The organism is Cupriavidus sp. 05T42 (assembly GCF_056396345.1).
Map to the genome: position 1 here is coordinate 40,303 of NZ_JBFTLH010000024.1, position 12,491 is coordinate 52,793.

Consider the following 12,491-nt stretch of genomic DNA (forward strand, 5'->3'; position numbering starts at 1 on the left):
GTCCAACCCCGTGTCGTGATGGTTGCGTTCGTTTGTACCGTGCTGACGCGGCAAACGCAAGTCTGCGGTCCGGGTGTTGCGCTGACCCCTCATCCGGCAGGCCGTGCCGGTCACCACGCGTATCGCACGCCCACACGCACCGCGTATTGGTAGTAATCCTGCTGGCCCCATGCGCCGGACACGCTGGTCCAGCCCGACCACGACTTGTTCAGCGCCAGGTTCATGCCCACCTTGGCTTCGAAGCGGTTGCGCGGGTACATCGAACCCAGTTGCACCTGGTTGAAGGCGATGTGGCTCTCGGTGTCCGAGTACCACCAGTTGAGCGTGACATAGGGTTGCAGCTTGCGACCGTCTTCGCGCACGAACGTGCGGTGCGTTCGCACGCCCAGCCGCGTCAGGATGCCGCTCGCACTGGCGCCACGCACGCGGGTGCCGTTCGGCTCGTCGATGTCGCTCTCGTTGTAGTCGACGTAGATCAACTGCGCCTGCGGTTCGACGACCCAGCCGCCGCGCAGCGGCATGGCATAGCCGACCTCGCCAGACACCGCCAGCCCGTTCGCGCTGTACTTCACCGTGGGCAACTGGTCGCCTTCCACGCGGTTGCTGAACCAGCCGTACTGGAACCATGCGTCGGCATAGGCGCCGTGCTTCTTCTCGTCGTCCTGGTACCAGGTGCCGTAGATCCCGAGGCTCCAGCCCTCGACCTTGCCTTTCGCGTGTGCACTGTTGGCTTGCGCCTCGGCATCGCTGCTGGCGTAGCCGTAGCTGCCCATCACGCCCGCATGCAGGCGGCTCGCCACGCCGCCCGCCTGCCACGTCGCCAACTCCGCGCCGCCTTGCAGCAGGAACGAATCGGTGCTGGTCTTGAACACGCCATCCTTGCTACGCCCGCCTTCCCACTTGCCCACCATGCGCAGCCAGCCCGCACCCGGCTTGCCTTGCCCCACGAGGCCCACCCCCTCCGCATACTGCGGCTCGCCGCGGCGATCATGCAGGCTATGCACGAACATCTGGCCCGACAGGCGTTGATTGGCAAGATACGCGCCCACCTCTGGCCGATACAGCGGACGTACCGGCCTGGGCACATCGGGCACAGGGTCCGGCGCCGGGCTCGGAGCGGGGCCCGGCGCGGGGTCGGGCGGCGGCGGAGGCGGGTCCTGCTCGGAGCGCAGGTACCAGGCTTGCGGCGCGGTGCCGTCGATGCTGCCCCGGAACAACCGGTATTCATAAGGGCCGGCCACCGCGCGGCCGTCGATCGAGAACGCACCGGCCTGCGTCGTGCCGCCGTTGATCGTATCGACGAGCTGGATGCCGCTCGCGCTCGTGACCAGCCCCGGCCCCCCCGCATTCGTCACCCGTAGCCTGGACGTGCCGGAGGCTGTCCCGCCGTCGATCACCAGCTTGTCCGATGGCGAGCCATCGCCACCCAGATAGGTGTTGAGCCCGATGACGCCGTCGCCGCTGTACTGGCCGACGGTCAGCGTCTTGAACACCCCGCCCACCGGTGCGGAAAACAGGATCTGGCTTGGGTCGTTGTTGAGCGTCGTGAGCCGCGAGTCGCCGGTGAGGTTCCACGTGCTGTCCCGCAGGACGAGATTCGACGTACTGCCTGCCTCGGTCAGCGCCGCACCGGTCAGCGTGGAGCCGGCGTCAGCATTCAGGTTCAGCGTGCCGCCACCCGTGACGTTGAACAACGCCCCGCTGCCATGCAATGATGACGTTGTCATCGACACGTTCATCGTCCCCCCGTTCATGGCAATGCCAGCGCCCTGCTGGGAGACGAGGGTCGAACCCGCAGCGGTCAGCGTGCCCGCGCCGCCGGCCGCTTCGTATTGCACCGCGTTGGCGCCGGCGCCGCTGGCCGTGACCGTGCTGTCGACCAACGACAGCACACTGTCGCCACGCACACGAACGCCATGCGACCCCGTACCGCTTGTGTTGACGGTGACCCCGGTCGCCGCGAGTGAGGCGCCGCCCACGGACGCGCCTGGAATGATCGCCGCATCCGGATCATTCACGGCACCCACCTGGTCAGGTTCGCCCGAGCCCACCGTGCTGAGGCCCACGGCGTCATTGCCCGTCGTTGTCACGGAACCACCGTTCATGACAAGTCGCGCGGCGTTCCTCGCCGTAGCGCCTTCGCTGCCCACGCCACGCGTGGTCACGGCGACGTTGCCCGCGGTCAGCGTGGTCTGCGTGATGGCAACCAGCCCGATGGCGCCATCACCCGACGTCTCCACCGAACCGCCCGTCATCGTTACGGATGCCGGCGTGCCCGTTCCCGCGCCCGCAGCACGTGCTCCATAGGCGGTGGCGCCAGACGTGCTGATCCGCACGCCATCGGCCACGACCACGCCACCTGCCCCGCCCGCACTGTCGCCGTAGGCCACCAGACCGTCACCGTCAGCGCCCGTCGTCGTCACCGTGCCGCCGCTTACCTGGACACGCCCTGCGGTCAACGCCACGACACCCGCACTGCCAGGGCCCCGCGCTGTCACGCTCGTATTGGTCAATGTGGTCACGCCGCCGGCAATCGCGTTGGCGGCCCGCGCCTGGTTTCCATCGGCTTCAATCGACAGGTCGCGGGCGTTGATCGTCGATTGCACGTCTTGCGCGACAAGCCCCCGCGAAAACCCGCCGGCCGCCAGGACGAAGCCGCCCACCAAGTCGAGCTTCGCGCCAGTATCAGCCACCACCGCGGTGCGCAGCCCGCCCGTGGCAATGACCTCGATGGTCCCTCCCGTGTTGTCGAACGTTCCGGCTGCGCCGCCGCGCACCCATAACCCGGTACCTGCCACGCGTATCAACCCTGCGTTGGTGCCTGCCAGCGTATTGGCGCTGAAGACGACCCCATTCAGGCCAGAAACCTGGCCCGTGGCGCCCTGCGTGAACGTCCCGCCCTGCACGAAGATGACCGTGTCCTGCCCCCCTTGCAACAGTCCGTTGTTGGTCACCGTGCCGGGCGCGCCCATGTGGATGGCACGGTCTCCGCTGGAGATCGTGGCGCCGGCGTGATTGATCACCGTCGCCCCGCTATTCGCGTACAAGCCGCCGAATGGTCCGGCCCCCGTCGTTGCCGAGGTGCTCACCGTGCCGTAATTCTCGAAGCGTGAGCCACCCGGAGTGAGAGCGTCAAGGGAGATCCCGTCATTGGTTCCCGTGATCGTGCCGCGATTGACGAGATTCCAGTTCCGCGTGTTATTCGCATTCAGGCCATCATCCGTGGCTACCGCGATAACGGTACCGGCGGGCGCCTCAAAGTTCGTCGCCGCAGGATCKAGCGTCTGCAAACGGACCGTGGAGGTCGAGGATGGAACGGTGACGACTTGCGCATGAAGCAGTGAATATGGCGCCACCAGCGTTGCCGCAGCGAGCTTCGCTTTGAAGGTTTTCATATGCGCCCTCTCTAGAAACATCCTTGTCAGAGTCTGYGTGGACTGCGCCATCACGCGGCATCGGCGTGAAAGTACAACCATCCTAGGCGCTGAAAGAGGTACGTCAAATGATGATGTTTTACATCGCCACAACACATCCCCGGGGGATGTGCGAGTGACTGCGCGCGACAATTCAGGCCCGTCAGATTCGGGGCGGAACACTACTGTCAGAGGAGGATGGAGGCGCGGCGTCGCCGCTGGCACGTAACAGCGGTGTCGCTGTCGGTGATGGCCCCTCTCCCACTTGCAGGATGCATGGCAGGAGAGGGGCGGGAGGTGAGGAACGGTATCTGGCCGACGCGGCCAGCGTGCCTCAGACCACGAACGGCAACTGGCGCTGGCGCTTGCCAGTGAGGCGGAACAGCGCGTTGGCCACTGCCGGCGCGATGGCCGGCACGCCCGGTTCCCCGAGGCCGGTCGGGTTGTCCTGCGAGGGGACGAAGAACACGTCCACCTGCGGGGCGTYCGGCATGCGGGGCGGCGGGTAGTCGGGGAAGTTGCTGTTCTTCACCGCGCCGTTCTCGATCTCGATGGCAAACCCGGGCCGGGTCATCGACAGCCCGAACACGCAGCCGCCCTGGATCTGCGCCTCGGCCGAGAGCGGATTGACCACGCGGTTCGCGTGCACGCCGGCGGTCACACGGTGCACGCGCGGCTCACCCTTGACTACCGACACGTCCACCACATAGGCCACCACCGAGCCGAACGACTCATGCACGGCCACACCCCAGGCATGCCCCTTCGGCAGCTTCTTCTTGCCGTAGCCGGACTTGTCCACCGCCAGTTGCAGCGCGGCGCGGTGCCGGGCGTGCTTTTGCGGGTCCAGCCGGGCCAGGCGCCACGCCACCGGGTCCTGCCTGGCGGCGGTAGCCATCTCGTCGGCCAGCGTTTCCTTGACGAAGCCCGTGTGCGTGTTGCCCACCGAGCGCCACCAGAGCACCGGCACGTCCACCTTCGGATGATGCACGGCCAGTTGCAGCGGCACGTCGTAGTCGTTCTCGACGATGCCCTCGGTCATCGTCACGTCCACGCCGTTCTTGACCATCATCGACTCGAACGGCGTGCCGCTGACGATCGACTGGCCGACGATGGTGTGCTGCCAGCCCACCACGGCGCCCTTGGCGTCCACGCCGATGCGCGCGCGGTGCACGTGCAGCGGCCGGTAGTAGCCGCCCTTGATGTCGTCCTCGCGGCTCCACATCACCTTGAGCGGCTCGGTGTGGCCGTTGCCGACCCACGTGCGCAGCACGTTGGCGGCTTCCACCAGATAGTCCGAGGTCGGCACCGCGCGCCGGCCGAAACCACCGCCGGCCATCATCGTGTTCAGCGTGACCTTCTCCGGCGCCAGCCCCAGCGTGCGGGCGATGGCGGCCTGGTCGACGGTCTGGAACTGCGAGCCCACCCACACCTTCACCGCCGTGGCCTTGTTGCCGGCAACCTCGGCCTGCATGGTGCAGTTGAGCGGCTCCATCGGCGCGTGGGCCAGGTACGGCAGGCGGTATTCGGCGTCGATGACCTTCGCCGCGCCCTTGAGCGAGGCGTCGATGCCGTCCAGCGGCCTGGCCACCGTGCCCGGCTGCGTGGCCAGCTTGCTGTACTGGTCGAACAGCGCGGCGGTGCTCACCGTCGAGCCGGTGTCTTCCCAGACGATCTCCAGCGCCTCGCGCGCGGTCTTGGCGGGCCAGTAGCCATCGGCCACCACGGCCACGCCGGTGCCGCCACGGTCCACGGGCACCAGCATCACATCGACCACGCCCTTGATCTTGCGCGCGCGGTCGGMGTTGAACGTCTTGACCTTGCCGCCAAAGCGCGGCGGGCGGGCCACCACGGCCACGACCATGTCCTTGAGCCGGGTGTCGATGCCGAACACGGCGTCGCCGTGCAGCTTGGCCGCCGAATCCAGGCGCGGCGTGGGCTTGCCGACGATGCGGAACTGCGCCGGGTCCTTGAGCGTGACCTGCGCCGGCACGGGCAGGCCCATGGCGGCGTTGGCCAGCTCGCCATACGTCGCGCGATGGCTGCCGGAGGTGACCACGCCCAGCGACGTGCTGCAGCTCGCCGGGTCCACCTTCCACTGCTGGGCCGCCGCCGAGATCAGCATCGCCCGGGCGCGCGCGCCCAGCTCACGATACTGCTGGAACGAGTGGTTCAGGGCCGTGGAGCCCCCGGTGATCTGGATGCCGAAGGCCGGGTCCTTGTACGCGTCGCCGGCCGGGGCCAGCACCGCGCGCACGTTCTTCCAGTCCACATCCAGTTCCTCGGCCAGCGCCATCGGCAGGGCCGTGTGCACGCCCTGGCCGAACTCGAGCCGGTTCACGGCCACCGTCACGGTGTTGTCCGGGGCGATGATCAGGAACGCCTGCGGCGCGGACGGCGCCTTGGGGGCGCCTTCCTGGGCCTGCGCAACCGCGCTGAGCCCGCCGATGCCGATCGCCAGCCCGCCGCCAGCCAGCCCGCCCAGCTTCAGGAAGCTGCGCCGCGAGAGCGGGGCGATGCCTTCTGCCGGCGCGGACGCCTCGTTCACCGGCGCGCCGCTGCCGCCGGCCAGTGCTTCAATGCCACGAATTCGCATGATGATTCCCCGCTCAGGCGATGGCCCGGGCGGCATCCTTGATGGCCGCGCGAATCCGTTGATAGGTGCCACAGCGGCAGATGTTGCCAGCCATGGCCTGGTCGATGTCGGCGTCGGTGGGGCGCGGCTTGCTGCGCAGCAGGCCCACGGCGCTCATCACCTGCCCGTTCTGGCAGTAGCCGCACTGGGCCACGTCGTGGCGCAGCCAGGCGTCGAGCACGGCGCGGCCGATCTTGTCGTCCGGCATCGATTCGATGGTGCCGACCTTGCTGCCGGCCACGGCCGAGATCGGCATCACGCAGCTACGCGTGGCCTGGCCGTTGATGTGGACCGTGCAGGCGCCGCAGGCGGCCATGCCGCAGCCGAACTTGGTGCCGGTCATGCCGAGGTTGTCGCGCAGGGCCCAGAGCAGTGGCGTGGACGGATCGGCGTCCACGTCCACGGTCTTGCCGTTGAGGGTGAGGGTAGTCATTGCGGGGAACTCCTTGGGTGCGTTGCCCTTAGTCTTCTTGCATCGCACCGCCGGGCTCGTTGGCAAGCAACGTGGCACGGGATCCCTGGCCACCCGGCGGCGCCCACGGAGGATAGAACAAATTCGAGAAACGTGCGCCGCCCTACGCACACGGGTKGGCGTGCACCGGGATGGGGCGAAACGAAAGTTTCTGGGCCCTGCTAATTACGTAGCGCCCCTTCTATTTAGTCGCGGACAAATAGAGATGCAGCGCGTTGAGGTCGGTGTCGTTCATCTTGGCGAACGAGGAGAACGGCATGACCCGGCTGACGTCGGTGCCGTCCGGCCGCTTGCCGGTGCGCATCATGGCGACGAACTGGTCCGGCTGGGGGTAGCGCTTCATCACGCCGTTCGGGCGCAGGTCGGCGGCCGGCGGCCAGTCGGGCGGCGCGCMGGGGATATGGCCGCCGCGCAGGTCGCCGCCATGGCAGCCCATGCAGGCATTGGCCATGTACTGGCCATAGGCCGGCGTCACCGCGGCGGCAATCGCCGGCGCGGGCGGCAGGTCATGGTTGATCTTCTCGGCGGCGTCCCGGATCACGCCCGCGCCGTACAGCCCCTGCGCGAACCACGGGAAGCGCACTTCGGCCGGCTGCCCGTTGGCCGGCGGCAGGCTGCGCACGTAGGCCACCAGCGCACCGAAGTCCTCGTTTGAAAGCCGGTTGTAATCCTCGCTCGGCATGATCAGCAGCGGCCGGCCCGTTGGCGCCACGCCGTGGCGGATGGCGCGGTCCCAGTCCTCCGGGCGGTATTTGGCGACGTCGGGGTTGGCCTGGGTGATGTCCGGCGCCCGCACGCGCAGGCCGTTGGGCTCGTCGAAGACCTGCTTGCCGGCGCCCTTGGCGCCGTGGCAGTCCATGCAGCCGCGCGATTCGTAGAGATATTTGCCATGGGCGATGGCGGCGGTGTCGGTGGGAATCGTCACCGGGGTCACGTTGACCTTCACGGTCCGCGCGAGCTTGCGTCCGCCCCACCAATAGGTACTGCCCACGGCCACCACCACCACGACAACGAAGGTAATCGACGCCGAACTGGCGATGCGGAAGAATCGCGCAATATCCATGGGTTCCCCTCTCCGTGGCGGAGGCACGGCCGCCGCGCGGCCCGCCCCGGCCTGATTGCAGCCGGATCGGGGCGCGGATTCTGTGCGCGATGATACAGACGCCGACCGCCCGCGGCATCGGGTCTTCCCCACCCCCTACCAAAAAATGCGCCCGAGCGCCAGCCCCAACAACGCCCCGCCATGCCCCGTATCTCGGGGCTCGTCCGCCCCGCAGAACGACTACATTGCGCCATACGCTGGGCAGGGGTGCGACCGTTGCACCGGCACCCGCCGTACCCCGGACCGCCTCCTGATGCACAGGGGCAGCCATCGACAACACAAGACATGACGCCAGAGACGGCCGCGAACCCCCTCCAACCCCCGCCCCCGGCGGCTGCCCCCTGGCGGCGGCGGCTGCAGGGCGCGCTGCTGGCACTGTGCACGCTCGCCGGGGTGGCGGCCATCTGGGCCGGCCACGAACTGCTGGTCTCGGCCGCGCTGGTGGCGATCTTCCCGGCCTGCATCGCCTTCATGAGCGCGCAGAATCGCAAGAGCCGCGCCAACCTGCGCAGCAGCGAGCAGCGCTTCCGGCAGGCGCTGGAGCATTCGGCCATCGGCATGGCGCTGGTCGGGCTGGACGGGCGCTGGCAACTGGTGAACCGGGCCATGTGCGAGCTGCTCGGGTACACGCCCGAGGAGTTCCGGGAGATTCCGTTCCAGCGGATGACCCACCCGGACGACCTGGACGCCGACCTGCGCCAGCTGGAACGCCTGACCGCCGGCGAGATCGACGCCTATCGCATGGAAAAGCGCTACCGCCACAAGGACGGCCGCTACCGCTGGGCGCTGCTGGCCGTGTCGATGGTGCGCAACCAGCAGACCGGCCAGCCGGACCATTACATCGCCCAGATCGAGGATATCCACAGCCGCAAGCTGGACCACGAGCGCATGGAACAACTGGCACGCCGCATGGAACTGGCCGTGGAAGCCGGCGGCGTGGGCATCTGGGAATGGGATTTCACCAACGCCACCATCACGTGGGATGCCCGCATGCACGCGCTGCACGGCACCTCGGTGGAGCTGGGCGCGCCCACGCTGGCGCAGTGGATCGCCATGCTGCACCCCGAGGACGTGAGCCGGGTCAGCACCGAGATGCGCCAGGCGATTCGCGGCGTGCATCGCTTCGATACCGAATACCGCGTGGTCTGCCCCACCGGCGAGGTGCGCCACGTGCGCGCCATGGCCATGGTCTCGCACCACGACGATGAGGACGACGACGATGGCGGCGGCGGCGCCAGCGCAGGCACCCCCACGCGCCGCGGCATGACGCGCGCCCTGGTCGGCACGAACTGGGACATCACCGAGCAGCGCCGTCTGAACCGCGCGCTGTTCGAGGAAAAGGAGCGGCTGCACATCACCTTGCGCTCGATCGGCGACGCGGTGATCTGCACGGACCGCGTGATGCGCGTGACCTTCATGAACCCGATCGCCGAGCAGCTCACCGGCTGGAGCATGGACGCCGCGATGGGCCAGCCGCTCGAGCAGGTCTTCCGCATCGTCGATGAAATCACCGGGGTGACCATCCCCAGCCCGGTGGAGCAGTGCCTGCAAACCCTGCGCCCGGCCTACCTCCAGGAAGGCGCGGTGCTGCAAAGCCTGACCGGCGAGCGCCACGACGTGCAGGACTCCGCCGCGCCGGTGCTGACCAATGACGGCGGCGTGCTCGGCGCCGTGCTGGTGTTCCAGGACATCACGACCTCCCGGGCGCTGCAGCGCGAACTGGCCCACTCGGCCACCCACGACGCCCTGACCGGCCTGCCCAACCGCGCCTGGTTCGAAAAGCGCCTGCGCGAGTCCTGCGAGGCCGCCMGGCTGCACGGCCACCGCGCCGCGCTGTGCTTTATCGATCTGGACCGCTTCAAGATCGTCAACGACACCGCCGGCCACGGCGCCGGCGACGTGCTGCTGCGCGAACTGGGCTACGTGATCCGCCACCACGTGCGCCCGGACGACCTGCTCGCCCGGCTGGGCGGCGACGAATTCGCGCTGCTGCTCAAGGACTGCTCGGTGGACCAAGCCGAGCACGTGTGCCAGAAGGTCATCGACGCCGTGCGCGAGCGCCGCTTCCCGTGGGAAGGCCGCGTCTACGACGTGGGCGCGAGCATCGGCATCGCCGCCATCGACGCGGACACCCCGCCGGTAGGCGAGCTGATGAGCCGCGCCGACGTGGCCTGCTACGCCGCCAAGGCCGCCGGTCGCAACCGGGTCTCGGTCTACCGGCGCGATGAAAGCGACGCGCGGCGCCATCACCGCGAGCTGGAGGTAGCCGCCGGCATCCATTCGGCCCTCGACGCCAACCGCTTCCGCCTCTACGCCCAGGAGATCCGCTCGCTGCGCGAGGGCGAGCAGGGCCGGCACGTCGAGATCCTGGTCCGCATGGTCGATGAGCAAGGCGCGCTGATCATGCCCGGCGCGTTCATCCCGGCCGCCGAACGCTACGACCTGATGGGTCACATCGACCGCTGGGTGATCCGCAACGTGCTGCACCAGTACGGGCGGCGGCTGGCGGCGGTGCCGGGGCTGTCGGTGTCGATCAACCTGTCGGCCAACTCGCTGGGCGAGCCCTTCCTGCTGCCCTTCCTGCACGACGCCCTGCGCGACTCCGTGCTCCCCGCCAACCGCATCCGGCTGGAGATCACCGAGACCGCGCTGATCAACAACATGACCGCCGCCAGCCGGCTGGTGGCCGAGATGCGCAGCACCGGCTGCACCGTGGCGCTGGACGACTTCGGCGCCGGCCTTTCGTCGTTTTCCTATCTGAAGCAGTTCCCGGTGGACTACCTCAAGATCGACGGCAGCTTTATCCGCAACCTCACCGGCAGCGTGGTGGACCGCGAGATCGTCAGTTCGATCAACGACATCGGCCACCGGCTGGGCGTGCAGACCGTGGCCGAGTCCGTGGAGGACGAGGAAACGCTGGGCACGCTGCGCGCGATCGGCGTGGACTACGCCCAGGGCTATGTGATCGGCCGGCCGGTGCCGGTGGAGCAGTTGCTCGAGGCGTGGGAGCACGAGGCGGACGCGGCCTGACCTGTTAACGGCGACACCGCAAACCACGCCCAGGCGCACATCGACACCACCGTTTCTCCCTCTCCCCTCAGCGGGAGAGGGCCGGGGAGAGGGGTGGTCTAGCAAGCGACCACACACAGCGGGGCCCTCGGTGTGCTCCAGCGCGCAGGCTTCGGCCAGCGCCGGCCCTCTCCCCCAACCCCTCTCCCGCAAGCGGGCGAGGGGAGCAAAACATCACATGGCCGTTCGGATTCCCGAACGGCCTTCCCACCCATCCGTCCGGATTCCCGAACGCCGCGCCGCCAGCGCGCGTAAATTTCCTTTCTATTCATCGACTTACCCCCTCCCCCAGGCGCCGCCGCGCTGGCACGCCTCGTGCACACCTAGGCGCCGCTGTCAGGGCGCGACGCCTACGTGCCCGACCCCAAGGAGGATGTACTGACGATGACAATGAAGCGACTGCCCACACTGATCTTCATCGCGATGCTGCTCGGCGTTCTGGCCGGCACCGCTGCCCACCACCTGGCGCCCGACGCCGCCACCGCGAAATCGATCGCGGACCACTTCGCCATCCTCACCGACATCTTCATGCGGATGATCAAGATGATCATCGGCCCGCTGGTGTTCGCCACGCTGGTCGCCGGCATCGCCGGCATGGGCGACGGCAAGGCCGTCGGCCGCATCGGCCTGAAGGCGATGGCCTGGTTCCTGGGCGCCTCGATCACCTCGCTGCTGCTGGGTCTGGTGATGGCCAACCTGCTGGCGCCGGGCCACGGCATGAACCTGCCGCTGCCAGCCGCGGACGCCGCCTCGAACCTGAAGACCGGGGCGCTGAACCTGCGCGAGTTCATCGCGCACATGTTCCCCAAGAGCTTCGTGGAGGCCATGGCCACMAACGAGATCCTGCAGATCGTGGTGTTCTCGCTGTTCTTCGGCTTCGCGCTCGGCACGCTCAAGGACGGCATCGGCAAGCCGGTGCTGCAGGGCGTGGACGGCCTCGGCCACGTCATGCTGAAGGTCACCAACTACGTGATGGCGTTCGCGCCGGCGGGCGTGTTCGGCGCCGTGGCCGCCGTGATCACGGCGCAGGGCCTGGGCGTGTTGACCGTCTACGCCAAGCTGCTGGGCAGCCTGTACCTGTCGCTGGCCCTGCTCTGGGTGGCGCTGATCGCCGGCGGCTACTACTTCCTGGGAAGTGACATCTTCCGCCTGATCCGCCAGCTCCGTGCGCCGCTGATGATCGGCTTCGCCACGGCCAGCAGCGAATCGGCCTACCCGAAGGTGATCGAGCAGCTCACGCGCTTCGGCGTGAAGCCGCGCATCACCGGCTTCGTACTGCCGCTCGGCTACTCGTTCAACCTGGACGGCTCCATCATGTACACCTCGTTCGCCGCGCTGTTCGTGGCGCAGGTGTACGGCATCCAGCTCTCGCTCACGCAGCAGATCACCATGCTGCTGGTGCTGCTGGTGACCAGCAAGGGCATCGCGGGCGTGCCGCGCGCCTCGCTGGTGGTGGTGGCCGCCGTGCTGCCGATGTTCGGCCTGCCTGAGGCCGGCATCCTGCTCGTGTTGGGGATCGATCACATCCTGGACATGGGCCGTACCGTCACCAATGTGCTGGGCAATGCCATTGCCACGACCGTCGTCGCCAAAAGCGAAAGCGCGATCGGCGCGCCGGATCTCTCCGACGAGGACKACACCTCGGCGGACAGCAACACCGGCCTGACACCCGCTCAGGCGCTGGCCAGCAAGTAAGCCGGCCAGGCGTGCCAGGGCCCGGTTGCCGATCAGGCGGCCGGGCCTTTTTGCGTTTACCGGGACGTCTGACCTGTCCGATTTGGCCGGCACTTGCATGGGGTGTGG

General features: G+C 68.2%; 6 protein-coding genes. 2 read left to right on the forward strand and 4 right to left on the reverse strand.

What is annotated here, in order from left to right; genetic code table 11:
* Nucleotides 1-110 precede the first annotated feature (110 nt).
* The 4 genes from AC1EJR_RS24095 to AC1EJR_RS24110 form a co-directional block, all read right to left on the reverse strand.
* Nucleotides 111-3,047: an autotransporter family protein gene (locus AC1EJR_RS24095; RefSeq protein ID WP_441591846.1), complete on the reverse strand. Its 2,937-nt coding sequence runs from the start codon at nucleotides 3,045-3,047 to the stop codon at nucleotides 111-113.
* Between the two features lie 700 nt (nucleotides 3,048-3,747).
* Nucleotides 3,748-6,006: a xanthine dehydrogenase family protein molybdopterin-binding subunit gene (locus tag AC1EJR_RS24100; RefSeq protein WP_477147659.1), complete on the reverse strand. Its 2,259-nt coding sequence runs from the start codon at nucleotides 6,004-6,006 to the stop codon at nucleotides 3,748-3,750.
* A gap of 13 nt (nucleotides 6,007-6,019) precedes the next feature.
* Nucleotides 6,020-6,478 carry a (2Fe-2S)-binding protein gene (locus tag AC1EJR_RS24105; protein WP_092298240.1) on the reverse strand — a complete coding sequence of 153 codons (459 nt, stop codon included), beginning with the start codon at nucleotides 6,476-6,478 and terminating at the stop codon, nucleotides 6,020-6,022.
* A gap of 220 nt (nucleotides 6,479-6,698) precedes the next feature.
* Nucleotides 6,699-7,580, reverse strand: a complete 882-nt coding sequence (locus AC1EJR_RS24110; RefSeq protein ID WP_477147660.1) for a c-type cytochrome — start codon at nucleotides 7,578-7,580, stop codon at nucleotides 6,699-6,701.
* 324 nt (nucleotides 7,581-7,904) lie between these two features.
* On the opposite strand from AC1EJR_RS24110, the gene AC1EJR_RS24115 reads away from it, so the two are divergent.
* Nucleotides 7,905-10,649 (forward strand): diguanylate cyclase, encoded by a 2,745-nt coding sequence (locus AC1EJR_RS24115; RefSeq protein WP_255370923.1) that lies wholly within the window; start codon nucleotides 7,905-7,907, stop codon nucleotides 10,647-10,649.
* A 423-nt stretch (nucleotides 10,650-11,072) separates the two neighbouring features.
* Nucleotides 11,073-12,383 carry a dicarboxylate/amino acid:cation symporter gene (locus tag AC1EJR_RS24120; protein WP_477147661.1) on the forward strand — a complete coding sequence of 437 codons (1,311 nt, stop codon included), beginning with the start codon at nucleotides 11,073-11,075 and terminating at the stop codon, nucleotides 12,381-12,383.
* The last annotated feature ends 108 nt before the right edge of the window (nucleotides 12,384-12,491 follow it).

Bases quoted from the DNA above. Each gene is read 5' to 3' on its own strand.
- AC1EJR_RS24105 (WP_092298240.1), bottom strand. From the start codon at position 6,478: ATGACTACCCTCACCCTCAACGGCAAGACCGTGGACGTGGACGCCGAT.